Genomic DNA, 23,098 nt, shown 5'->3' with positions numbered 1-23,098 from the left:
TGAGGACCCTGAGGACTTTCCCGAGATGTACAAACTGTTCTTCCGTCTGGTTTTCACCCGGATGGATCCCGAGCAGGCCCACCACCTGGCCTTCCGCTGGATCCGCTTCGCCGTCCGCATCCCCGTGCTGCGCACCTTCGTCGCGGCCGCCCTCGCGCCCCGCTACAAGGAGCTGCGCACGGAGGCGTTCGGGCTGCGCATGCACGGCCCCTTCGGGCTCGCCGCCGGATTCGACAAGAACGCCGTCGCGATCGACGGCATGTCGATGCTGGGCTTCGACCACGTCGAGATCGGCACGGTCACCGGCGAGCCGCAGCCCGGCAACCCCAAGAAGCGGCTGTTCCGTCTCGTCGCGGACCGCGCGCTGATCAACCGCATGGGCTTCAACAACGACGGCTCGCTGGCCGTGGCGGCCCGTCTCGCCACGCGCCGGCCGGTCTTCAGGACGGTCGTGGGCGTCAACATCGGCAAGACGAAGGTCGTCCCCGAGGCGGAGGCCGTGGTCGACTACGTGAAGTCGACCGAGCGCCTCGCGCCGTACGCCGACTACCTGGTCGTCAACGTCTCCTCGCCGAACACGCCCGGTCTGCGCGATCTGCAGGCCACCGAGGCGCTGCGCCCGCTGCTGACCGCCGTGCGCGAGGCCGCCGACCGTACGGTCGCGAACCGGCGCGTCCCGCTCCTGGTGAAGATCGCCCCTGACCTCGCCGACGAGGACATCGACGCCGTCGCCGACCTGGCCGTGGAGCTGAGCCTGGACGGCATCATCGCGACCAACACCACCATCGCCCGCGACGGTCTCGGTCTGACCTCCGAAGCCTCCCTGGTGAAGGAGACCGGCGGCCTGTCCGGCGCCCCGCTCAGGGCACGCTCCCTGGAGGTCCTGCGCCGCCTGTACGCGCGCGTGGGCGACCGGATCACGCTCGTCGGCGTCGGCGGCATCGAGACCGCCGAGGACGCCTGGCAGCGCATCCTGGCCGGCGCCACGCTGGTCCAGGGCTACAGCGCCTTCATCTACGAGGGCCCCTTCTGGTCCCGCGCGATCCACAAGGGCCTCGCCGCCCGCCTGCGCACCAGCCCGTACGCCACCCTCGCCGACGCGGTCGGCGCCGACGTGAGGAAGCCCGCATGACGTCCTACGAGCCCTTCGGTGCCCGCCTGCGCCGCGCCATGGACGAGCGCGGCCCGCTGTGCGTCGGCATCGACCCGCACGCCTCCCTGCTCGCCGAGTGGGGCCTGAACGACGACGTGACCGGTCTGGAGCGGTTCGGCCGTACGGTCGTCGAGGCGGTGGCCGACCGGGTTGCCGTGATGAAGCCGCAGAGCGCCTTCTTCGAGCGCTTCGGCTCCCGCGGTGTCGCCGTCCTGGAGAAGGTCGTCCAGGAGGCGCGCGCGGCCGGCACCCTCGTCGTGATGGACGCCAAGCGCGGCGACATCGGCTCGACCATGGCCGGGTACGCCGAGGCCTACCTGCACAAGGACGCCCCGCTGTTCTCCGACGCCCTGACCGTCTCGCCGTACCTCGGCTACGGCTCGCTCAGCCCGGCCGTCGCGCTGGCCCGGGAGAGCGGCGCCGGCCTGTTCGTGCTGGCGCTGACCTCCAACCCGGAAGGGCCCGAGGTCCAGCACGCGGTCCGCGCCGACGGCCGCACCGTGGCCGCGACCATGCTCGCCCACCTGGCCGTCGAGAACGCGGGGGAGGAGCCGCTGGGCTCCTTCGGCGCCGTCGTCGGCGCCACGGTCGGCGACCTGTCGTCCTACGACCTCTCCATCAACGGCCCGCTCCTCGCGCCCGGCGTCGGCGCGCAGGGCGCGACCCCGGCCGACCTTCCGAAGGTCTTCGGACCGGCACTGCGCAACGTCGTTCCGAACGTCAGCAGGGGTGTGCTCCGGCACGGCCCGGACACCGGGGCGCTGCGCGCGTCCGCCGAGCGCTTCGCGGAGGAGATCCAGGTCGCCGTCCGGGGTGCCTGAGTCCTCCGATGAACGCCCTGGCGAGCGGCGGCCCGGCGATTTGAGTGTGAATACATCCTCAAATCGGGGGCATTATGTCTGAAATGTCCGGCCTGGCGGAGGCTGACCAGGACTTTTCCGCTGTTCTCGCTGACTCTGGCGGACTTGACCGCTAGTCTCCGAGCAGAGTGAACGGGCGAAGCGTGTTGCTCGTAGCTCCCCAGGTGTGGGGCGACTAGGTTCCTCACCGGTCCGTATCCGACAGTTCGACATCCGAGGTGACGTAGGCGTGGCTCTTCCGCCCCTTACCCCCGAACAGCGCGCAGCCGCGCTCGAAAAGGCCGCCGCGGCTCGCCGGGAGCGGGCCGAGGTCAAGAATCGACTCAAGCACTCCGGCGCCTCCCTGCACGAGGTCATCAAGCAGGGCCAGGAGAACGACGTCATCGGCAAGATGAAGGTCTCCGCCCTGCTCGAGTCCCTGCCGGGCGTGGGCAAGGTCCGCGCCAAGCAGATCATGGAGCGTCTGGGCATCTCCGAGAGCCGCCGCGTGCGCGGTCTCGGTTCCAACCAGATCGCTTCCCTGGAGCGTGAGTTCGGCAGCACCGGCTCCTGAGTCCGGGCCCAGCCGGACCGGGCGTCCCGGGCACTCCGGGATTGCTGGAATAATCGCTGCATGAGTGAACGTCCGCGGCTGACCGTGCTCTCCGGCCCCTCGGGGGTCGGCAAGAGCACGGTCGTCGCCCATATGCGCAAGGAACACCCCGAGGTCTGGCTCTCGGTGTCGGCCACCACCCGCAAGCCGCGCCCCGGCGAGCGGCACGGAGTCCACTACTTCTTCGTCACCGACGAGGAGATGGACAAGCTGATCGCCAACGGTGAGCTGCTGGAGTGGGCCGAGTTCGCCGGCAACCGCTACGGCACGCCCCGCGCGGCCGTGCTGGAGCGGCTGGAGAACGGCGAGCCGGTCCTGCTGGAGATTGACCTCCAGGGCGCCCGGCAGGTGCGGGAGTCGATGTCCGACGCCCAGCTGGTGTTCCTGGCTCCGCCCTCCTGGGAGGAGCTCGTGCGCAGGCTGACCGGCCGCGGCACCGAGCCGCCCGAGGTCATCGAGCGCCGCCTGGAGGCGGCCAGGACCGAGCTGGCGGCCGAGCCGGAGTTCGATACGACCTTGGTCAACACCTCCGTCGAGGACGTGGCGCGCGAGCTGCTAGCCTTGATGGACGTTGTGTGATCATGACTGATCTTTTCCCCTCTTTCGGAAGGTAGAGCGTGTCCTCTTCCATCACCGCGCCCGAGGGCATCATCAACCCGCCGATCGACGAGTTGCTTGAGGCCACCGACTCGAAGTACAGCCTCGTGATCTACGCCGCCAAGCGGGCCCGTCAGATCAACGCGTACTACTCGCAGCTCGGCGAGGGCCTCCTCGAGTACGTCGGTCCGCTCGTCGACACCCACGTCCACGAGAAGCCGCTCTCGATCGCCCTGCGTGAGATCAACGCGGGTCTGCTGACGTCCGAGGCCGTCGAGGGCCCCGCCCAGTAGTCCTGAGCAGTACTGCTTTCAGACTGCGATCGACTTGTCCACAGGCCCGGCAGCACGTTGCCGGGCCTGTGGTGTGTGATGGACTCATACGTTCCGTCGCGTACGTTCCGTCGCGTACGTTGCCGAGCCGGGGAGAGATGGTGGACAAGCCGAGGGTGGTCCTGGGGGTCAGCGGCGGCATCGCCGCGTACAAGGCCTGTGAGCTGCTGAGGAGGCTCACGGAGTCGGGTCATGACGTCCACGTGGTGCCCACCGCCTCCGCGCTGCACTTCGTCGGCGCCGCCACCTGGTCCGCCCTGTCCGGCAACCCCGTCTCGACGGAGGTCTGGGACGACGTCCACGAGGTCCCGCACGTCCGCATCGGCCAGCACGCCGACCTGGTGGTCGTCGCCCCCGCCACGGCCGACATGCTCGCCAAGGCCGCTCACGGCCTCGCCGACGACCTGCTGACCAACACGCTGCTGACCGCCCGCTGCCCGGTCGTCTTCGCGCCCGCGATGCACACCGAGATGTGGGAGCACCCGGCCACCCAGGAGAACGTGGCCACGCTGCGCCGCCGCGGCGCCGTCGTCATCGAGCCCGCCGTCGGCCGGCTCACCGGCGTCGACACCGGCAAGGGCCGGCTGCCCGACCCGGCGGAGATCTTCGAGGTCTGCCGCCGCGTCCTGGCCCGGGGCGTCGCCGAACCCGATCTCAAGGGGCGGCACGTGGTGGTCTCCGCCGGCGGCACCCGCGAGCCCCTCGACCCGGTCCGCTTCCTCGGTAACCGCTCCTCCGGCAAGCAGGGCTACGCCCTCGCCCGCACCGCCGCCGCCCGTGGCGCCCGGGTCACGCTGATCGCCGCCAACACCGGCCTGCCCGACCCGGCGGGCGTGGACGTCGTACCGGTCGGCACGGCCGTCCAACTGCGCGAAGCCGTCCTGAAGGCGGCCGCGGACGCCGACGCGGTCGTCATGGCCGCCGCCGTCGCCGACTTCCGCCCTGAGATCTACGCCACAGGCAAGATCAAGAAGAAGGACGGGCAGGATCCCGACCCGATCGCCCTGGTGCGGAATCCGGACATCCTCGCCGAGATCTCGGCCGATCGGGCGCGTCCCGGCCAGGTGATCGTCGGCTTCGCCGCGGAGACCGACGACGTCCTCGCCAACGGCCGCACCAAGCTCGCCCGCAAGGGCTGTGACCTCCTTGTCGTCAACGAGGTGGGGGAGCGCAAGACCTTCGGTTCCGAGGAGAACGAGGCCGTGGTGCTGGGCGCCGACGGCAGCGAGACACCGGTGCCGTATGGTCCCAAGGAGGCTCTTGCCGACACCGTCTGGGACTTGGTCGTACGACGGTTCGGCTGAGCCGGGCGCGCCCCGGCGCGTCCCCGACCGGACCGTGAGACCCCGTTGACGCCGGACCCGTGGACCGATCAAATCGGGTGTGGCGGCCCTGGCCAAGGCCGCCCGGCATTGTGCAGAATGCCCGTGCCGCAGGTCACAGCGCTCCCGAGAGGCGAGACAGTGGCCCATCGGCCGAGTGCGACCGATAAACTGTTCTCGGTCGACGCCGGGCGCAGCCCCGCGCGTCGCCGCAAATGATCAGCCAGCAGCCGCTGCAACCACAGGGAGCGTTGTGTCCCGTCGCCTGTTCACCTCGGAGTCCGTGACCGAGGGTCACCCCGACAAGATCGCTGACCAGATCAGCGACACCATTCTCGACGCGCTTCTGCGCGAGGACCCGACCTCCCGGGTCGCCGTCGAAACGTTGATCACCACCGGCCTGGTGCACGTGGCCGGCGAAGTGACGACCAAGGCCTACGCGGACATCGCGACCCTGGTCCGCAACAAGATCCTCGAGATCGGTTACGACTCCTCCAAGAAGGGCTTCGACGGCGCCTCCTGCGGTGTGTCGGTGTCCATCGGCGCGCAGTCCCCGGACATCGCACAGGGTGTCGACTCGGCGTACGAGAATCGGGTCGAGGGTGACGACGACGAGCTGGACAAGCAGGGCGCGGGCGACCAGGGCCTGATGTTCGGCTACGCGTCCGACGAGACGCCGACCCTGATGCCGCTGCCGATCTTCCTGGCGCACCGCCTGTCGAAGCGCCTGTCCGAGGTCCGCAAGAACGGCACCATCCCCTACCTGCGCCCGGACGGCAAGACGCAGGTCACCATCGAGTACGACGGCGACAAGGCCGTCCGCCTCGACACGGTGGTCGTCTCCTCCCAGCACGCGAGCGACATCGACCTGGAGTCGCTGCTGGCGCCCGACATCCGCGAGTTCGTCGTGGAGCCGGAACTGAAGGCGCTGCTCGACGAGGGCATCAAGCTGGACACCGAGGGCTACCGGCTGCTGGTCAACCCGACCGGCCGCTTCGAGATCGGCGGCCCGATGGGAGACGCCGGCCTGACCGGCCGCAAGATCATCATCGACACGTACGGCGGTATGGCCCGCCACGGCGGCGGTGCGTTCTCCGGCAAGGACCCGTCCAAGGTGGACCGCAGCGCCGCGTACGCGATGCGCTGGGTCGCGAAGAACGTGGTGGCGGCGGGCCTGGCCTCCCGCTGCGAGGTCCAGGTCGCCTACGCGATCGGCAAGGCCGAGCCGGTCGGCCTGTTCGTCGAGACGTTCGGCACCGCCAAGGTCGATGCCGAGAAGATCGAGAAGGCGATCGACGAGGTCTTCGACCTCCGTCCGGCCGCGATCATCCGCGACCTCGACCTGCTCCGCCCGATCTACTCCCAGACGGCTGCCTACGGCCACTTCGGCCGCGAGCTGTCCGACTTCACCTGGGAGCGCACCGACCGGGTGGACGCCCTGCGCGCGGCCGTGGGCCTGTAAGCCCACGGGGCTGGTAAGTCCACGGGTCCTCCAGGACCACTTGTTGCCGAGGCCCGGCCTCCCTTCGGGGAGGCCGGGCCTTGCTGCCGGGCCTTGAGCGAGCTGACGACCCCTCCCTGATGCGAGTCGGTGATGATCACCTCGCCGGTGACCCGCTGCCCAGGGCGGACCAGGGCGGGAGAACGGACCAGGGCGGGACGCGGGCGTGGGCCGGTATGTGCGGGCAGGCGTCGGCTGTCAGTGGCGTTTGGTAAGAATGCAAGCGTGAGCAGCGAGAACGGGGCGTCCCGGGCAGAAGGGGACGGCGGGGCCGAAGGGGCGCCGCCGGAGCAGCTCGCGCTCATCCGGGAGAGCGTGCGCAAGGCGAAGACGCCCCGCGCCAAGCCGAGGACCTGGCGGGGGGCCGCGCTCGCCAGGGAACTGCCCGTCGCGCGGGTGCTGGTCGACAAGGGCGTGCTGCACCTCGACCGGTACTTCGACTACGCGGTGCCCGAGGAACTGGACGCGCAGGCGCAGCCCGGTGTGCGGGTGCGGGTGCGGTTCGGAGCCGGGCGGCACCGGGTGCGCGAAGGGCGCCGCGAGGGCGGCGGGCTCATCGACGGGTTCCTCGTCGAGCGGCGGGCCGAGTCCGACTACAGCGGCCCGCTGGCCGCCCTGGCCCAAGTCGTCTCGCCGGAGCCGGTGCTGAGCGAGGAGTTGCTGGGGCTCACCCGGGCCGTGGCCGACCGGTACGCCGGAAGCCTCGCCGATGTGCTCCAGCTGGCCGTGCCGCCGCGCAGCGCGCGAGCCGAGCAACGGCCGTCGCCCGCGCCGCTCCCGCCGCCGAAGCCACCGGAGTCGGCCTCCTGGGGGCGGTACGAACACGGTGGGGCGTTCCTCGACGCCCTGGCCTCCGGCGGATCGCCCAGGGCGGTCTGGAACGCGCTGCCGGGCCCGCTGTGGAGCGAGGAACTGGCCCGCTGCGTCGCCGCCACGCTCGCCTCGGGACGCGGCGCCCTCGTCGTCGTACCGGACGGGCGGGTCGCCGCGCGGGTCGACGCCGCGCTCACCGCGCTGCTCGGCACGGGACGGCATGCGCTGCTCACCGCCGACGCGGGGCCCGAGAAGCGGTACGCGCAGTGGCTGGCCGTGCGCCGGGGCACCGTACGGGCCGTGGTCGGGACGCGGGCCGCCATGTTCGCGCCCGTGCAGGATCTGGGGCTCGTCGCCATCTGGGACGACGGCGACGACAGCCACAGCGAGCAGCACGCCCCGCAGCCGCACGCACGCGATGTGCTGCTGTTGCGCGCCGCGCTGGACAAGTGCGCCTTCCTGCTGGGCGGGTTCGCCTGCACCGTGGAGGCCGCCCAGCTCGTGGAGAGCGGCTGGGCCCGCCCGCTGGTCGCCGGCCGGGAGCAGGTGCGCCGGGCCGCGCCCCTGGTCCGGACGGTCGGGGACGACGACCTCGCGCGCGACGAGGCCGCCCGCGCGGCCCGGCTGCCGACCCTCGCCTGGCAGGCGGCCCGCGAGGGGCTGCGGCACGGGCCCGTGCTGGTACAGGTGCCCCGGCGCGGTTACGCACCCCGCATGGCCTGTGCCCAGTGCCGGGCGCCCGCCCGCTGCCGGCACTGCTCCGGGCCGCTCCAGGGGCAGGACGCGGGGGTTCTCCGATGCGACTGGTGCGGGCGCGAGGAGAGCGCGTGGCACTGCCCGGAGTGCGGTGGATTCCGGCTGCGCGCCCAGGTCGTGGGGGCGCGGCGGACGGCCGAGGAGCTGGGGCGCGCCTTCCCCGCGGTCCCCGTGCGCACCTCGGGGCGGGAGCATGTGCTGGACACGGTGCCTGGCACACCCGCGCTGGTCGTCAGCACACCCGGGGCCGAGCCGGTCGCCGAGGGCGGCTACGCGGCGGCGCTGCTGCTAGACGGCTGGGCCATGCTCGTACGACCCGACCTGCGGGCCGGAGAGGACGCGCTGCGCCGGTGGATCGCGGCGGGCGCGCTGGTACGGCCGCAGAGCGAGGGGGGCACGGTGGTCGTGGTGGCCGAGCCGACCCTCAGGTCCGTGCAGGCCCTGGTGCGGTGGGACCCCGTCGGGCACGCGGTACGGGAACTGGCCGAGCGGGCCGAGCTTGGCTTCCCACCGGTGTCGCGGATGGCGGCCGTGTCCGGGACACCGGCGGCCGTCGCCGAGTTCCTGGCCTCGGTCGAACTGCCGCCGGACGCGGAGGTGCTGGGGCCGGTGCCGGTACCGCCGACGCCGCCCGGGCGGCCCCGCAGGCCCGGAGCGCCGCCGCCGGACGAGCACTGGGACCGGGCACTGGTGCGGGTGCCGCCGGGCAGCGGGGCCGCGCTGGCCGCCGCGCTGAAGGCCGCTCAGGCCGCCCGTATGGCACGGGGGAGTGGGGAGGCGGTGCGGGTCCGGATCGATCCGGTGGACATCGGGTGAGGCCGAGCCGGCGGACACCGGGCATCGGGCGGCGTGGTGTTCCGGTCGCTTCGTCCGGGAACGTCTCCGCCCTCCCGGATGTCCTCGGGAGGGCGGGGCGGAGGTGCCGGCCGAGGTGTCAGCCGTTGCGTGGGCCGGGGAAAGCCGTGGGACGGGCGTCGTCGCGCAGGGCGGGGCTGCCCGCCGTCGGCTGGGTGGGCATCGAGCGGGCCGCGGGGACCGTCGGGACCGCGGGCAGGCCGGTGGGCACATTGAGCGTGCGGGTCCCGGAGGGCTCCGGGGTGCGCTCGGCCTCGGCGGCCGCCTGGGTCGCGGCGCGGCGGGCGCCGTAACGGCGGTGCACCGCCTGCTTGGTGACCCCGAGCGCCGAGCCCACCGCGTCCCATGAGAAGCCGAGTGAGCGGTCGAAGTCCACGGCGGCCGTGACCAGGGTTTCGACACTGTCCCGGAGTTCCTGGGCAAGGCGCACCGTCGGGGCGGGGGCGCGTCCGTAGACGACGAAGCCCGTGGACGGGCCGGAGCGGCGCGGGCGGTAGACGTTTCCCAGCTGGGCGGTGAGCGTGCGCAGTGCGTCCACCTGCCGGCGGACCCGCTCGATGTCCCGCACCAGCAAGTGCAGGCTGGCCCGGGCCTGGGCGTCGTGGGTTGCGTGGTCGGCCATGAACAAGCCTCTCGAACCGGCGTTGAAAGGAATTGGGCCGCGAAAGCGGCCCTGGGCGGTCAACTCTTTCTTGACCAACGCGTGTGTGCTCCGCTGGTCACGGGGTGGGGGCGTACGGGCATATGCGTACGCCGGTTGCCGGGGCGTGCGCCCGGGTTTGTTCTTCCACCCGCGCACCTCCGGTCTCCAGTCGGCCGCGGGCCGGACAACCCGTGGGGGTGCCTCGCCGTCGGCGGCCACACGTCCATGGCCACAACCCGGCCGGCCTCCGGTGGTCATAGACTGGTGCGCTGCCCGTCCACCCCCGCCCGAGAGGCCCGATCCCGCCCATGAAGCTTGTCTTCGCCGGTACCCCCGAGGTCGCCGTTCCCGCTCTGGACGCTCTGATCGCCTCCGGGCGGCACGAGGTGGCCGCCGTCGTCACGCGGCCCGACGCGCCGGCCGGGCGCGGGCGCAGGCTGGTCGCGTCGCCCGTGGCAGAGCGGGCGGAGGAGGCCGGGATCGAGGTGCTCAAGCCCCTCAAGCCGCGGGACCCCGAGTTCCTGGAGCGGCTGAAGGAGATCGGCCCGGACTGCTGCCCGGTCGTCGCCTACGGCGCCCTGCTGCCCAGGGCCGCCCTCGACGTCCCGGCCCACGGCTGGGTCAATCTGCACTTCTCGCTGCTGCCCGCCTGGCGAGGGGCGGCTCCGGTGCAGCACGCCATCATGGCGGGCGACGAGATCACCGGCGCCTCCACCTTCCTCATCGAGGAGGGGCTGGACTCCGGGCCCGTCTACGGCACCGTGACCGAGGCGATCCGGCCCACCGACACCAGCGGCGATCTGCTGACCCGGCTCGCCTTCGCCGGCGCCGGGCTGCTCGCCGCCACCATGGACGGCATCGAGGACGGCTCCCTGAAGGCCGTACCGCAGCCGGCCGAGGGCATCACCGTCGCGCCGAAGATCACCGTCGAGTACGCCCAGGTCGACTGGGCCGCGCCCGCGCTGCGCGTCGACCGGGTCGTGCGCGGCTGCACCCCGGCGCCCGGCGCCTGGACCACCTTCCGCGGCGAGCGGCTCAAGCTCGTCCAGGTCACGCCCGTGCCCGAGCGCACCGACCTCGCGCCGGGGCGGATGGCGGTCGGCAAGAACAGCGTGCACGTGGGCACCGGTTCGTACGCCGTAGAGCTGCTCTGGGTGCAGGCACAGGGCAAGAAGCCGATGCGGGCGGCCGATTGGGCCCGCGGCGTGCGTATCTCCGAGAGCGAGACGCTCGGCGGCTGAGGGCCCGGTCGGAGGCCGTGACGGTGCGCCGACGTACGCTGGGAACCGCACTCCCTTCCTGACATCCGGAGCACCTTTTTCGTGAGCGAGCAGTCCCGGCGGCCGCGCAGGCCCGCCAAGCCCTACCGCCGTCCGCAGAAGGACCCCGTCCGCATCCTGGCCTTCGAGGCGCTGCGCGCGGTCGACGAGCGGGACGCGTACGCCAACCTCGTGCTGCCGCCGCTGCTGCGCAAGGCGCGCGAGAAGGAGGGACCGGAGAAGTTCGACGCGCGGGACGCGGCCCTCGCCACCGAGCTGGTGTACGGCACGCTGCGCCGGCAGGGGACGTACGACGCCGTGATCGGAGCCTGTGTCGACCGGCCGCTGCGCGAGGTCGACCCGCCGGTACTGGATGTGCTCAGTCTCGGTGTGCACCAGCTGCTGGGGACGCGGATCCCGACGCACGCCGCCGTGTCCGCCTCCGTCGAGCTGGCGCGGGTGGTGCTCGGCGACGGGCGGGCCAAGTTCGTCAACGCCGTGCTGCGCAAGGTCGCACAGGACGACCTCGACGGATGGCTGGAGAAGGTCGCGCCGCCGTACGACGAGGATCCCGAGGACCATCTCGCCGTCGTCCACTCGCATCCGCGCTGGGTCGTCTCCGCGCTCTGGGACTCCCTCGGCGGCGGGCGTGCCGGTATCGAGGACCTGCTGGAGGCCGACAACGAACGGCCCGAGGTGACCCTGGTCGCGCGGCCGGGGCGGGCCACCACCGAGGAGCTGCTGGGCGAGGAGGCCGCCGTGCCGGGGCGCTGGTCACCGTACGCCGTGCGGCTCGCCGAGGGCGGTGAGCCGGGTGCCGTGCCCGCCGTCCGCGAGGGGCGGGCCGGGGTGCAGGACGAGGGCAGCCAGCTGGTCGCCCTCGCGCTCGCCAACGCGCCCCTGGAGGGCTCCGACCGCACCTGGCTGGACGGGTGTGCCGGTCCCGGCGGCAAGGCCGCGCTGCTGGCCGCCCTCGCCGCCGCACGGGGCGCCACGCTGCTCGCCTCCGAGAAGCAGCCGCACCGGGCCGGGCTGGTCGCCAAGGCACTGGCCGGCAATCCGGGGCCGTACCAGGTCATCGCCGCTGACGGAACCCGGCCGCCGTGGCGGCCCGGCACCTTCGACCGGGTGCTCATGGACGTGCCGTGCACCGGACTCGGCGCGCTGCGCCGGCGCCCCGAGGCCCGCTGGCGGCGGCGCCCGGAGGACCTGGACAACTTCGCGCCGCTGCAGCGCACCCTGCTGCGCACCGCGCTCGACTCGGTGCGTGCCGGCGGGATCGTCGGCTACGCGACCTGCTCGCCGCACCTTGCCGAGACCCGCGCGGTCGTCGCCGACGTCCTCAAGCAGCGCCCGGAGGCGGAGCTGATCGACGCCCGCCCGCTGCTGCCGGGTGTGCCGGCGCTCGGCGACGGGCCGGACGTACAGCTCTGGCCGCATCTGCACGGCACGGACGCGATGTACCTGGCCTTGATCCGCAGAACGGGCTGAGACACCGCTGGGGGCAGCGAACCCAGGGACGCGGGGCCGTACCGACATGCGGCTCCGCCGCGTGGGCGCGCCCAGCCCCCACCGGCCCGCAGACAAAACACAACCTCGCAAGGACCGCCGTTACAGCCAAGCGCAGCGGCATGGCAGGCTTGGGGCATGGCCGTGCAGATCAACCCCAGCATCCTGTCCGCCGACTTCGCCCGCCTCGCGGAGGAGGCCAAGGCGGTCCAAGGCGCCGACTGGCTCCATGTCGACGTCATGGACAACCACTTCGTCCCGAACCTCACACTCGGCGTGCCGGTCGTGGAGTCCCTGGCCCGTGCGACGGACACCCCGCTGGACTGCCACCTGATGATCGAGGACCCCGACCGCTGGGCGCCGCAGTACGTCGAGGCGGGCGCCTCCTCCGTCACCTTCCACGTGGAGGCGGCCGCCGCACCCGTGCGGCTCGCCCGGGAGATCCGCGCGAAGGGTGCCCGTGCCTCCATGGCGCTCAAGCCGGCGACGCCGATCGAGCCGTACGAGGACCTGCTCCCGGAACTCGACATGCTGCTGATCATGACGGTCGAGCCCGGCTTCGGCGGCCAGGCGTTCCTCGACATCATGCTCCCGAAGATCCGCCGCACCCGTGAGCTGATCGGCAAGCACGGCCTGCAGCTGTGGCTCCAGGTGGACGGCGGTGTCTCGGCCTCGACGATCGAGCGGTGCGCGGACGCGGGAGCGGACGTGTTCGTGGCAGGCTCGGCCGTGTACGGGGCGCAGGACCCGGCGGAGGCGGTGCGTGCCCTGCGCGCGCAGGCGGAGGCCGTGACCGCCAAGGCGTCCTGGGCATGCGACCACTGAGCCACGGCTACATGAACGGTTAAGTGAACGGCCCCCATCAGGGCGGATCCGCAGCGCCGAATCTGCAAGGATGAACGGCGAATCCAGAGTGTGAACAGCAGTGAGGAGATCGCCGTGTCGGGTATGTCGGCGGGCCGGTCAGCCATGCGGATGGGACCCGCTGAGCTGGTGCAGGCGGCGGCCATGGCCCGCCGCTTCTACCTCGAGGGCAAGTCCAAGATCCAGATCGCGGAGGAGTTCGGCGTCAGCCGCTTCAAGGTGGCCCGGGTCCTGGAGACGGCTCTCGAACGGGATCTCGTACGCATCGAGATCCGTGTCCCGGCCGAGCTGGACGCCGAGCGCTCGGACGCGCTCCGCGCCCGGTACGGCCTCAGGCACGCCGTCGTGGTCGAGTCCCCGGCCGAGGCCGAGGAGACCCCCGACCCCGAGAACCTCGGCGAGGTCGCGGCCGACCTGCTCGGCGAACTCGTCGACGAGGGGGACGTGCTGGGGCTGGCCTGGGGCCGGTCCACCATTCACATGGCGGCGGCGCTCGACCGGCTGCCGCCCTGCACGGTCGTGCAGCTGACGGGCGTGTACGACGCCGGGACCTCGGAGCGCGGCTCGGTCGAGGCGGTGCGCCGCGCTGCCCAGGTGTCGGGCGGCGACGCGCATCCGATCTATGCGCCGATGCTGCTGCCGGACGCGGCCACCGCGGCGGCGCTGCGCAACCAGACCGGGATCGCCCGGGCCTTCGAGTACTTCGACAAGGTCACGGTCGCCTGTGTCTCCATCGGTTCCTGGGAGCCGGGCATCTCGACGGTGCACGACATGCTCAGCGACGAGGAGCGGGCGCACTACGCCTCGCTCGGCGTGGCCGCCGAGATGGCGGCGCATCTCTTCGACGCCGAGGGGCGCCGGATCGGGCGGGACCTCGGGGAGCGGTGCATCACGGTCAAGGCCGACCAGCTGCGCCGGGTCCCGGAGGTCGTGGCGATCGCCGGCGGGCAGCGCAAGGCGTCCGCGATCGATGCGGTACTGCGCTCCGGCCTGGTCACCAGCCTGGTCACGGACACCTCAGCCGCGGACTACCTGATGACAGCGGGCCCGACCCCGAAACCGGCCCTCAGCCGAGCGGACCCGGACGGCATCTGAGGGGCCTCGCGCGGCGGGGTCGTGGGGCGCGTCTCAAAGGGCGCGGCGCGGCTCGGTGAGCCGAGGGGCCGGGCGAAGGGCGCGGCGCGGTGAGCGGAGGCGGGCTGGGCAGGATGCGGCGAGCCGAGGTCTGTCCGGGCGGGCCGTCGTGAGTCGGGTCGGGGCAGGGCGTGGCAGCATCGTCGGCATGCTGCCACGGTTGGTCCTCCGTATGCCGAGACGGTCCCTCACGCCGTCCCCCACCCCCGCACGGTCCCTGAAGCTGCCCCGGGCGCTCGCCGGGTTGCTGGTTGTCGTTCTTGCCGTTCTTCTCACGGGATGTTCGTCCGGGGCCGGCTCGGGAGCCGGTGGTGGGGCCAGCCCGGGCGGTGCACGTGTGTCCGTGCCGGCGTGGGCTCATGGGATGGGCACGGTCAGGGAGGACCAGCTGCCGGGCGAGGCCCGGAGGACGCTTGCCCTCATCGACAAGGGCGGGCCCTTCCCGTACGCCAAGGACGGGGTCGTCTTCGGGAACTTCGAGGGCCGGCTGCCCAAGCACCAGCGCGGCTACTACCACGAGTACACGGTCAAGACGGCCGGCTCGCGCGATCGCGGGGCCCGGCGCATCGTCACCGGGCAGGGCGCGGAGATCTACTACACCGATGATCACTACAACACGTTCCGGGCGGTGCTGAGATGAGTGAAGAACCGACAGGCGCGGCAGATCTTGCGGGGCGGGTCGTCGTCGCCCTGGACCTCGACGGTGTCGGCGACAAGGCCGGGCTGATGGACCGTGCCGCGCGGGCGCTGGCGCTGCCCGACTGGTTCGGCCGTAACTGGGACGCGCTGGTCGACTCCCTCTCCGACCACACCGTCTGGCCCGAGGGGGCCGTCGAGCAGGGGATGCTCATCGTCGTACGGGGCTGGCGGCCCTACGCCGAGGCGAACCCGGGCGAGTGGCGGACGGCCCAGGACGTGTTCGCCGAGGCGGTGGACCGGACGCCCGCGCTGGCCGTCGTACTGGCCCTGGGCCATTCACATCTTGGAGGATCCTCCTAGGTGATCGGCGCTCACCCTGGATGTTCCGTGGGGGCGTGACAACGGCCCCGACATGGGACAATGAAGTACGTGCTCTTTCCCCCTGGCACACCTGTCCGGGGGCCACTTCTGAACGACTGGGATGAGCAGCACGTGCGTTTCCTCAATGACATCCAGCCCGCGTACGACCTGACGTACGACGACGTCTTCATGGTGCCGAGCCGCTCAGCGGTCGGCTCGCGTCAGGGCGTGGACCTCAGCTCGCCGGACGGCACGGGCACCACCATCCCGCTCGTCGTCGCCAACATGACCGCCATCGCCGGCCGCCGTATGGCCGAGACCATGGCCCGCCGCGGCGGCCTGGTGGTCATCCCGCAGGACATCCCCATCGACGTCGTCACGGACGTCGTCTCCTGGGTGAAGAGCCGCCATCTGGTGCTCGACACGCCGATCGTGCTGGCCCCGCACCAGACCGTGGCCGACGCCCTGGCGCTGCTGCCCAAGCGCGCGCACAACGCCGGTGTGGTCGTGGACGAGGAGCAGCGGCCCGTCGGCGTCGTCACCGACGCGGACCTCACCGGTGTCGACCGCTTCACCCAGCTCGAAGTGGTCATGTCCAAGGACCTGCTGCTCCTCGACGCGGACATCGACCCGCGCGAGGCCTTCAATACCCTGGACCAGCACAACCGCCGTTATGCCCCGGCCGTCGACAAGGACGGCAAGCTGGCCGGCATCCTCACCCGCAAGGGCGCCCTGCGCGCCACGCTGTACACCCCGGCCGTCGACGCGCAGGGCAAGCTGCGCATCGCCGCCGCGGTCGGCATCAACGGCGACGTCGCGGGCAAGGCCAAGCAGCTGCTCGACGCGGGCGTGGACACGCTCGTCATCGACACCGCGCACGGCCACCAGGAGTCGATGATCAGCGCGATCAAGCTGGTGCGCGCCCTCGACCCGCAGGTGCCGATCGTCGCGGGCAACATCGTCTCCGCCGAGGGCGTCAAGGACCTCATCGACGCCGGGGCGGACATCATCAAGGTCGGTGTGGGCCCCGGCGCCATGTGCACCACGCGCATGATGACCGGCGTGGGCCGGCCGCAGTTCTCGGCCGTCCTGGAGTGCGCCGCCGAGGCGAAGAAGTACGGCAAGCACGTGTGGGCCGACGGCGGCGTCCGGCACCCGCGCGACGTGGCCATGGCCCTCGCGGCCGGCGCGTCCAACGTGATGGTCGGCTCCTGGTTCGCGGGCACCTACGAGTCCCCGGGCGACCTCCAGCACGACGCCAACGGGCGTGCCTACAAGGAGTCGTTCGGCATGGCGTCCGCGCGTGCGGTGGCCAACCGCACGTCCGAGGAGTCCGCCTACGACCGCGCCCGCAAGGGCCTGTTCGAGGAGGGCATCTCCACCTCCCGCATGTTCCTCGACCCGGCCCGCCCGGGCGTCGAGGACCTGATCGACTCGATCATCGCGGGCGTCCGCTCCTCCTGCACCTACGCCGGTGCCGGCTCGCTGGAGGAGTTCGCCGAGAAGGCCGTCGTCGGCATCCAGAGCGCCGCCGGCTACGCCGAGGGCAAGCCGCTGCACGCCAGCTGGAGCTGACCGGCGAAACGCCGTCCTGCGGCCCCTGTTCCTCCCCCGGTCGGGAGGGGTGGGGGCCGTCGGTGTATCCGGACGTCCGCTTTCAGACATCCGGAAGTCTCCTTCTCGCTTATCTGGACAAAGGTGGCGGCGAGGTCGTCGTGCAACGGTCGACAGCCCGCGCGCAACGATTTGTCATTCCGGTCGGATGAACGCAATGATCATCCGGGGACGCGCAAGGTTGCTGCATTACGCCCGTGAAGGCCTGGCTCATAGGGTGCTCGTCTGTACGTGGCGTGGCGGGGACTCCGCTCGGTGGGTTCCTGCCCTCGCAGGGCTGCCACCGGTCCCCGTCCGCAATGACCGGCAGGATTAAGGAGCCAGCGCGTGCTCGACCAAGGCGCACCCCCGCACGACCGCACAGCGACCGCCCCCGTGTCCCCGGGTGTCGCCGCGCGCCTCATGCGGCGCAAGCCCGTGGAACGCCTGGTCGCGGAGGGCGGCCAGGGTGAGGGAGGCTCGCTGCGGCGCTCCCTCGGGCTGTGGCAGCTGACCATGATCAGCATCGGTGCCACGCTCGGCACCGGCATCTTCGTCGTCCTCGGCCAGGCCGTCCCCAAGGCGGGCCCCGCCGTCACCCTGTCCTTCGTGATCGCCGGTCTCACCGCGCTGTTCTCGGCCCTGTCCTACGCCGAGCTGGCCGGCACCATCCCGGTCTCCGGCTCCTCGTACTCGTACGCATACGCAACGATGGGCGAGCTGATCGCCTGGGTCTGCGGCTGGTGTCTGCTGCTGGAGTACGGCGTCTCGGTGGCCGCCGTGGCCGTCGGCTGGGGCGAGTACCTCAACGAGCTGCTGGACGGCACGATAGGCGTGACCATCCCGACGGCCCTGGCGGCACCGCCCGGCGACGGCGGCATCTTCAACCTGCCCGCCCTGATCGTCGTGATCCTCGCGATGGTGTTCCTGCTCGGCGGCGCCAAGGAGTCCGCGCGGGCCAACACCATCATGGTGTGCGTGAAGATCGCCGCGCTGATCCTGTTCTGCGCGATCGGCTTCATGGGCTTCAAGTCCGGCAACTACGCGAACTTCATGCCGCTCGGCATGGCGGGCGTCAGCGGCGCCGGCGCCACGCTGTTCTTCTCGTACATCGGCTTCGACGCCGCCTCCACGGCCGGCGAGGAGGCGAAGGACGCCCAGCGCGACCTGCCCCGCGCGATCATGCTGTCCCTGGTCATCGTGACCGCCCTGTACGTACTGGTCGCGGCCGTCGCCGTCGGCGCCAAGCCGTGGCGGACCTTCGGCGACTCCGAGGCCACGCTCGCCCAGATCATGAAGGACGTCACCGGGCAGAGCTTCTGGGGCACCCTGCTGGCCTTCTGCGCCGTCATCGCCATCGCGAGCGTCGTCCTGACCGTGCTCTACGGCCAGACCCGCATCCTGTTCGCGATGTCCCGCGACGGCCTGGTGCCCAAGATCTTCGCCAAGGTCCACCCGAGGACCGGCGCGCCCCGCGCCAACACGGTGATCGTCTCCCTGTTCTGCGGTGTCCTCGCCGCCGCCATCCCGCTGGGCCAGCTGGCGGACGCCACCAGTATCGGCACGCTGTTCGCCTTCGCGCTGGTCAACGTCGCGGTCGTGGTGCTGCGCCGGACGCGCCCGCACATGAACCGCACCTTCCGCGTCCCGCTGTCGCCGGTGCTGCCCGCGCTGGGCTTCGCCTTCTGCGTCTGGATGATGGGCAGCCTGTCGACCGTCACGTGGATCGTGTTCGGTGTCTGGATGGCTGTCGGGCTCGTGTTCTACTTCGTATACGGCTATCGCCGTTCCCGTCTCGCGACCGGTGAGGAACTCGCCGTGACGGCAGAGAAGTGACCGAACCGAAGAAGTGAACCACCCCCTGTGCTGAACGAGCTCGACGAACGCATCGTGCACGCCCTCGCCGAGGACGCCCGCCGCTCCTACGCGGACATCGGGCAACTGGTCGGTTTGTCCGCGCCCGCCGTGAAGCGGCGCGTGGACCGGCTGCGCGCCACCGGAGCGATCACCGGATTCACCGTCCGGGTGGACCCGGCGGCGCTCGGCTGGGAGACCGAGGGCTACATCGAGATCCACTGCCGGCGCAACACCTCGCCGGAGACCATCCAGCGGGGGCTGGAGCGCTATCAGGAAGTCGTGGCCGCGTCGACCGTCACCGGCGACGCGGACGCGATCGCGCAGGTCTTCGCGTCCGACATGCGTCACTTCGAGCGGGTGCTGGAGCGTATCGCCGGGGAGCCGTTCGTCGAGCGCACCAAGTCGGTGCTGGTGCTGTCGCCGTTGCTGCGGCGCTTCTCCTCGGGGGCGCCGGGGTAGGACTCGGGCGCATGCGCCGTCGCCGGGTGCGGGTGGTCCGTGGCTGATCGCGCCCCCGCGGCGGAGCCGCATATCGATACAGCCCCGCGCCCCTGAGGAAGCTGCGGTCGAGCATGCCTGGAGGGCGCGGGGAACTGCGCGAGAAACCACAACGCACCCGCACCCGGCACACGACAATGCGCCCCGGGTTCTATTCCGCCGTCTTCCGCGCCAGCGCGTTGTTGCCTATCGAGTTGTGCACGCTGAAGCTCACCGCGTCCGGGCGGTAGCGGTCGTCGGACCACTCCACCGGTCGGCCTTCACGTGTCGTCGTCACCCGGCGGACGCGCAGCAGCGGACTCGTCCGGCGAACCCCCAGCAACTCGGCGTCCTGCGCGCCGCAGGCGACCGCGTCGATGATGTGCTCTCCGTAGGCGAAGACCAACCCCGTGTCGTCGTAGAGGCGTTGGGTGACCGAGGGGCACTCCGGCTCGATCGACTCGACCGCCGGGGAGATCCAGTCGGCGTACACCGTGCGCTCCAGCAGCACCGGCTCGCCGTCCAGGCCGCGGACCCGGAGCACGTGCAACACCTGTGTGCCGATCGGGAGTTGGAGGCGGATGGCGTCCTCGTGGGTGGCCGGGCGGTACTCCTGGGTCACCACATGGCCCGTGGCCTCGCGGCCCATCGCGCGGGCCCACTGGGCGAAGCTGCGCAGTTCCTCGAAGCTCTGGCTGCGCCGGCTGGCGAGCACGACACGCCGGGCGCCCTGGCGGGAGCCGATCAGGCCCTCGGACGTCAGGGTCGCCACGGCCTGGCGGACCGTGCCGCGTGAGACGCCGTAGTGCGTCGCGAGTTCCGCCTCCGAGGGCAGGCGGCTGCCGACCGTGTACTCCTCGCGGTCGATCGCCCGCCGCAGTTCGTCGGCGATCTCCTCGTGTCGCGCCGTCATGCTTCCCCTCTGCTCGGGTCACTGTGCACAGCGTGACCAGCCTAATCGACGCACCTTGGTGATCCGTGTCAGCCGGAAGTGTGCAGGGAAACAGGGTCTGGAGTTTCGCCGTTGTTTACGATCAGGACACCCGTGACCGGCGTACTGAGGCCAACTTGTTCAGACAAGTTCCCCCTCCCTCCTTCATGCGTCCCCCTGGAGAGACCGTGATCGTGTCCCTGCCGAGAAACGCCGTGCTCGGCGGCTCCCTCGCCGTCGTCGCCGCGCTCGCGCTGAGCGCCTGTGGCGCCGCCCCCGACAACGCGTCCACCAAGACCAAGGACGGCAAGAGCGCCGCCACCGCCACCTCCGCAGCCGACTTCGGCGGCATGGACGCCCTCGTCAAGGCGGCCAAGAAGGAGGGCACGCTGCACATCATCGCGGTGCCCCGTGACTGGGCCAACTACGGTGCCATCATCGACGGCTTCCAGAAGAAGTACGGCATCAAGATCGAGGACGAGAGCCCCGACGGCACCAGCCAGGACGAGATCAACGCCGTCACCACCCGCAAGGGCCAGGACCGCACCCCCGACGTCCTCGACCTCGGCTCCTCCTTCGCGCTGAGCGCCGCTCAGCAGGGCCTGCTCGCGCCGTACAAGGTCGCCTCCTACTCCGACATCCCCGAGGCCCAGAAGGACCCGCAGGCCCGCTGGTACAACGACTACGGCGGCTACATCTCCATCGGCTGCGACGACAAGCGCGTCAAGGAGTGCCCGACCAGCTTCAAGGACCTGCTCAAGCCCGAGTACAAGGGCCAGGTCGCCCTCAACGGCAACCCCACCAAGTCCGGCTCCGCCTTCGGCGGCGTCTACGCGGCGGCCCTCGCGAACGGCGGCTCCTTCGACAACATCCAGCCCGGCCTGGACTTCTTCGCCAAGCTGAAGAAGAGCGGCAACTACACGCCCGTCGAGTCCACCCCGGCCACCGTCGAGAAGGGCGAGACGCCCATCTCCATCGACTGGGACTACCTGAACGCCGGCTACGCCGACGAGTTCAAGTCCAAGGGCCTGGACTGGAAGGTGAACATCCCGACCGACGGCCAGTACGCCCAGTACTACTCCCAGGCCATCAACAAGGACGCCCCGCACCCGGCGGCCGCCCGCCTGTGGCAGGAGTACCTCTACAGCGCCGAGGGCCAGAACCTGTGGCTCAAGGGCTACGCCCGCCCGGCCCTGATGGCCACCCTGGACAAGGCCGGCACGCTCGACAAGACCGCCGCCGCCAAGCTCCCGAAGGTCACCGGCACGCCCTCCTTCCCGACCGAGGACCAGCAGAGCAAGGCCAAGACGGCTATCGCGACGGGCTGGCAGAAGGCCGTCTCCGGATGACCGCCGCTCTCCCGCGTGCGGACGTGGCGCCCGTCGCTTCGGCGAAGCGGCGGCGCCGCGCCCCCGGCTGGCTGGCGGTCGTACCGCTGCTGGTCTTCGTCGCCATCGCCTTCGGCCTGCCGGCCGTGGCCATCGTGAACGGCGCCTTCTCGGCCGACGACGCGAACACGGGCGCCACCCACTACACCGGCGCCAACATGACGGCCTCGCTGCAGGGCCCGTACCTCACGGCACTGCTCGGCAGCGTCAAGCTGTCCGCGCTCTCCGCCGCGCTCGGTGCCCTGCTCGGGCTGCCGCTCGCCCAGGCCGTGGTCAGCTCCCGCTCCCGCTGGCTGCGCGAGGCCGTGCTGACCGCCTCCGGTGTGCTCGCCAACTTCGGCGGCGTCCCGCTGGCCTTCGCCTTCGTCGCCACCCTCGGCAACGCGGGCGTCCTCACCGTCCACCTGGGCCTGAAGGACAGCGGCTGGGACCTCTACAGCTTCTGGGGCCTGGTCCTCGTCTACCTGTACTTCCTCATCCCGCTCATGGTCCTCACCATCACCCCCGCGCTGGACGGCCTGCGCGCCCAGTGGCGCGAGGCCGCGCTGAACAACGGCGCCACCGGTGTGCAGTACTGGCGGCACGTGGCCCTGCCCGTGCTCGCGCCCTCGCTGCTCGGCGGTCTGGTGCTCCTGTTCGGCAGCGCCTTCGCCGCCTACGCCACCGCCGCCGCCATGGTCGGCAGCGCGGTCCCGCTGGTCACCCTGCAGATCGCCGACGCCCTGTCCGGCAACGTCCTGGTCGGCCAGGAGAACGTCGCCCTCGCCCTCAGCCTCGACATGGTCCTGGTGGCGGGCCTGGTGATGGCCGTGTACCTGCCCCTTCAGCGACGGAGTGCCCGATGGCTCGACGCCTGACCCCGTGGCGGTGGGTCGTCCTCGGCCTCGCCGCCCTGTACTTCCTGGTGCCGCTCGCCGCCTCCGTGATCTTCACGGTGGATGTGCCCGGCCGGGGCGTCAGCTTCGACGCCTACACGAAGATCCTCTCCGCCGACGGCTTCCTCTCCAGCCTGCTGCTCTCGCTGGAGCTGGCCGTCGCCACCATCGCGGCCGTCCTGCTGCTGATGGTGCCCGCAGTGGTCGCGCTCCGGCTCGGCGCGCCCCGGCTGCGCCCGGTGGTGGAGGTGGTGTGCTCGCTGCCGCTGGTGGTGCCGCCGATCGCGTTCGTCGCCGGTATCGCCACCGTGCTGAAGTGGGGCCCGGAGCATCTCTCCCGGACGCCGCTGTTCGAGACGTTCGTGGTGATCCAGAACCAGAACTTCCCGGTCGTACTGGTCCTCGCGTACGTCGTGATGGCCCTGCCGTTCGTCTACCGGGCCCTGGACGCCGGCCTGCGGGCCATCGACGTACGGACCCTCGTCGAGGCCGCCCGCAGCTGCGGCGCGTCCTGGCCGCAGGCGCTCGTCCGGGCCGTCCTGCCCAATCTGCGCGGGGCCCTGCTGAACGCGTCGTTCCTCACACTGGCCCTGGTCCTCGGCGAGTTCACGGTCTCCCACCTGCTCGGCTACGCGCCCTTCGCCGTGTGGATCTACAACGTCGGCGGCGAACAGGCCCAGATGTCCGTCGCCGTGTCCGTGCTCAGCCTGCTCGTCACCTGGGCCCTGCTCCTCGCGCTCGCCGGTGCCGGCGGCGGACGCAACCGAACCGCTTCTTCCCGGGGATGA

At 71.5% G+C, this 23,098-nt stretch carries 22 protein-coding genes; 20 read left to right on the top strand and 2 right to left on the bottom strand.

The genetic code is table 11. The features are described 5' to 3' along the window. The first annotated feature begins 25 nt into the window (after positions 1-25). The 8 genes from AV521_RS29125 (at position 26) to AV521_RS29090 (ending at position 8,742) form a co-directional block, all read left to right on the top strand. Complete coding sequence (locus AV521_RS29125; RefSeq protein ID WP_076092330.1) at positions 26-1,132, top strand: quinone-dependent dihydroorotate dehydrogenase; 1,107 nt, start codon at positions 26-28, stop codon at positions 1,130-1,132. Next, positions 1,129-1,974: an orotidine-5'-phosphate decarboxylase gene (gene pyrF / locus AV521_RS29120; protein ID WP_076092328.1), complete on the top strand. Its 846-nt coding sequence runs from the start codon at positions 1,129-1,131 to the stop codon at positions 1,972-1,974. The genes AV521_RS29125 and pyrF overlap by 4 nt, the downstream gene beginning before the upstream one ends. A 268-nt stretch (positions 1,975-2,242) precedes the next feature. After that, positions 2,243-2,566, top strand: coding sequence for an integration host factor (locus tag AV521_RS29115; RefSeq protein WP_003977346.1), 324 nt, complete (start codon positions 2,243-2,245; stop codon positions 2,564-2,566). Positions 2,567-2,626: 60 nt separating this feature from the next. After that, on the top strand, positions 2,627-3,184 hold the full coding sequence (gene gmk / locus AV521_RS29110; protein WP_076092326.1) for a guanylate kinase: 558 nt from the start codon (positions 2,627-2,629) through the stop codon (positions 3,182-3,184). 38 nt (positions 3,185-3,222) lie between these two features. Next, positions 3,223-3,495, top strand: coding sequence for a DNA-directed RNA polymerase subunit omega (gene rpoZ, locus AV521_RS29105; RefSeq protein WP_003982715.1), 273 nt, complete (start codon positions 3,223-3,225; stop codon positions 3,493-3,495). Between the two features lie 140 nt (positions 3,496-3,635). Beyond that, positions 3,636-4,838 (top strand): bifunctional phosphopantothenoylcysteine decarboxylase/phosphopantothenate--cysteine ligase CoaBC, encoded by a 1,203-nt coding sequence (gene coaBC, locus AV521_RS29100; protein ID WP_076092424.1) that lies wholly within the window; start codon positions 3,636-3,638, stop codon positions 4,836-4,838. Positions 4,839-5,109: 271 nt separating this feature from the next. Further along, positions 5,110-6,318 carry a methionine adenosyltransferase gene (gene metK, locus AV521_RS29095; protein WP_076092324.1) on the top strand — a complete coding sequence of 403 codons (1,209 nt, stop codon included), beginning with the start codon at positions 5,110-5,112 and terminating at the stop codon, positions 6,316-6,318. Positions 6,319-6,582: 264 nt separating this feature from the next. Next, on the top strand, positions 6,583-8,742 hold the full coding sequence (locus tag AV521_RS29090) for a primosomal protein N' (protein ID WP_076092322.1): 2,160 nt from the start codon (positions 6,583-6,585) through the stop codon (positions 8,740-8,742). A 118-nt stretch (positions 8,743-8,860) separates the two neighbouring features. Here the strand turns inward: AV521_RS29090 and AV521_RS29085 are convergent, their stop codons facing one another. After that, the gene (locus AV521_RS29085) at positions 8,861-9,403 is read right to left on the bottom strand and encodes a hypothetical protein (RefSeq protein ID WP_023552118.1); all 543 of its coding nucleotides are present in this window, start codon (positions 9,401-9,403) and stop codon (positions 8,861-8,863) included. A gap of 329 nt (positions 9,404-9,732) precedes the next feature. On the opposite strand from AV521_RS29085, the gene fmt reads away from it, so the two are divergent. The 9 genes from fmt to AV521_RS29040 all read left to right on the top strand — a co-directional run bounded on the left by fmt (position 9,733) and on the right by AV521_RS29040 (position 19,098). Beyond that, entirely contained in the window at positions 9,733-10,665 is a 933-nt protein-coding gene (gene fmt, locus AV521_RS29080) for a methionyl-tRNA formyltransferase (RefSeq protein ID WP_076092320.1), read from the top strand. 81 nt (positions 10,666-10,746) lie between these two features. Then, positions 10,747-12,174 carry an RsmB/NOP family class I SAM-dependent RNA methyltransferase gene (locus tag AV521_RS29075; RefSeq protein ID WP_076092318.1) on the top strand — a complete coding sequence of 476 codons (1,428 nt, stop codon included), beginning with the start codon at positions 10,747-10,749 and terminating at the stop codon, positions 12,172-12,174. Positions 12,175-12,330: 156 nt separating this feature from the next. Continuing rightward, the gene (rpe, locus tag AV521_RS29070) at positions 12,331-13,017 is read left to right on the top strand and encodes a ribulose-phosphate 3-epimerase (protein WP_076092316.1); all 687 of its coding nucleotides are present in this window, start codon (positions 12,331-12,333) and stop codon (positions 13,015-13,017) included. Between the two features lie 90 nt (positions 13,018-13,107). Continuing rightward, the gene (locus AV521_RS29065) at positions 13,108-14,151 is read left to right on the top strand and encodes a sugar-binding transcriptional regulator (protein WP_076092314.1); all 1,044 of its coding nucleotides are present in this window, start codon (positions 13,108-13,110) and stop codon (positions 14,149-14,151) included. A 211-nt stretch (positions 14,152-14,362) separates the two neighbouring features. Then, the gene (locus tag AV521_RS29060) at positions 14,363-14,830 is read left to right on the top strand and encodes a ribonuclease domain-containing protein (protein ID WP_076092422.1); all 468 of its coding nucleotides are present in this window, start codon (positions 14,363-14,365) and stop codon (positions 14,828-14,830) included. Then, complete coding sequence (locus AV521_RS29055; protein WP_076092312.1) at positions 14,827-15,189, top strand: barstar family protein; 363 nt, start codon at positions 14,827-14,829, stop codon at positions 15,187-15,189. The genes AV521_RS29060 and AV521_RS29055 overlap by 4 nt, the downstream gene beginning before the upstream one ends. 132 nt (positions 15,190-15,321) lie before the next feature. Then, positions 15,322-16,764: a GuaB1 family IMP dehydrogenase-related protein gene (locus AV521_RS29050; protein WP_076092310.1), complete on the top strand. Its 1,443-nt coding sequence runs from the start codon at positions 15,322-15,324 to the stop codon at positions 16,762-16,764. Positions 16,765-17,130: 366 nt separating this feature from the next. Next, positions 17,131-18,618: an amino acid permease gene (locus tag AV521_RS29045; protein WP_076092308.1), complete on the top strand. Its 1,488-nt coding sequence runs from the start codon at positions 17,131-17,133 to the stop codon at positions 18,616-18,618. A gap of 27 nt (positions 18,619-18,645) precedes the next feature. Then, positions 18,646-19,098, top strand: coding sequence for an Lrp/AsnC family transcriptional regulator (locus AV521_RS29040; RefSeq protein ID WP_076092306.1), 453 nt, complete (start codon positions 18,646-18,648; stop codon positions 19,096-19,098). Positions 19,099-19,288: 190 nt separating this feature from the next. On the opposite strand, the gene AV521_RS29035 is transcribed toward AV521_RS29040, so the two are convergent. Continuing rightward, positions 19,289-20,029, bottom strand: coding sequence for a GntR family transcriptional regulator (locus tag AV521_RS29035; RefSeq protein ID WP_076092304.1), 741 nt, complete (start codon positions 20,027-20,029; stop codon positions 19,289-19,291). Positions 20,030-20,235: 206 nt separating this feature from the next. Between AV521_RS29035 and AV521_RS29030 the strand changes: the two genes are divergently transcribed. The 3 genes from AV521_RS29030 to AV521_RS29020 are packed head-to-tail and all read left to right on the top strand — an operon-like array spanning position 20,236 to position 23,098. Then, the gene (locus tag AV521_RS29030) at positions 20,236-21,396 is read left to right on the top strand and encodes an ABC transporter substrate-binding protein (protein WP_076092302.1); all 1,161 of its coding nucleotides are present in this window, start codon (positions 20,236-20,238) and stop codon (positions 21,394-21,396) included. Further along, positions 21,393-22,292 carry an ABC transporter permease subunit gene (locus AV521_RS29025; RefSeq protein WP_076092300.1) on the top strand — a complete coding sequence of 300 codons (900 nt, stop codon included), beginning with the start codon at positions 21,393-21,395 and terminating at the stop codon, positions 22,290-22,292. The genes AV521_RS29030 and AV521_RS29025 overlap by 4 nt, the downstream gene beginning before the upstream one ends. Continuing rightward, positions 22,277-23,098, top strand: a complete 822-nt coding sequence (locus AV521_RS29020; protein ID WP_076092297.1) for an ABC transporter permease — start codon at positions 22,277-22,279, stop codon at positions 23,096-23,098. Before AV521_RS29025 ends, AV521_RS29020 begins: the two co-directional genes overlap by 16 nt.

Source organism: Streptomyces sp. IMTB 2501, assembly GCF_001953885.1.
Taxonomy (GTDB): Bacteria; Actinomycetota; Actinomycetes; order Streptomycetales; family Streptomycetaceae; genus Streptomyces.
This window is presented reverse-complemented; position numbering and strand designations above follow the sequence as displayed.

Bases quoted from the DNA above. Each gene is read 5' to 3' on its own strand.
- AV521_RS29020 (WP_076092297.1), top strand. From the start codon at position 22,277: ATGGCTCGACGCCTGACCCCGTGGCGGTGGGTCGTCCTCGGCCTCGCC.
- AV521_RS29055 (WP_076092312.1), top strand. From the start codon at position 14,827: ATGAGTGAAGAACCGACAGGCGCGGCAGATCTTGCGGGGCGGGTCGTC.
- AV521_RS29125 (WP_076092330.1), top strand. From the start codon at position 26: ATGTACAAACTGTTCTTCCGTCTGGTTTTCACCCGGATGGATCCCGAG.
- pyrF (WP_076092328.1), top strand. From the start codon at position 1,129: ATGACGTCCTACGAGCCCTTCGGTGCCCGCCTGCGCCGCGCCATGGAC.
- AV521_RS29035 (WP_076092304.1), bottom strand. From the start codon at position 20,029: ATGACGGCGCGACACGAGGAGATCGCCGACGAACTGCGGCGGGCGATC.
- gmk (WP_076092326.1), top strand. From the start codon at position 2,627: ATGAGTGAACGTCCGCGGCTGACCGTGCTCTCCGGCCCCTCGGGGGTC.
- AV521_RS29060 (WP_076092422.1), top strand. From the start codon at position 14,363: ATGCCGAGACGGTCCCTCACGCCGTCCCCCACCCCCGCACGGTCCCTG.
- fmt (WP_076092320.1), top strand. From the start codon at position 9,733: ATGAAGCTTGTCTTCGCCGGTACCCCCGAGGTCGCCGTTCCCGCTCTG.
- AV521_RS29025 (WP_076092300.1), top strand. From the start codon at position 21,393: ATGACCGCCGCTCTCCCGCGTGCGGACGTGGCGCCCGTCGCTTCGGCG.
- rpe (WP_076092316.1), top strand. From the start codon at position 12,331: ATGGCCGTGCAGATCAACCCCAGCATCCTGTCCGCCGACTTCGCCCGC.
- AV521_RS29085 (WP_023552118.1), bottom strand. From the start codon at position 9,403: ATGGCCGACCACGCAACCCACGACGCCCAGGCCCGGGCCAGCCTGCAC.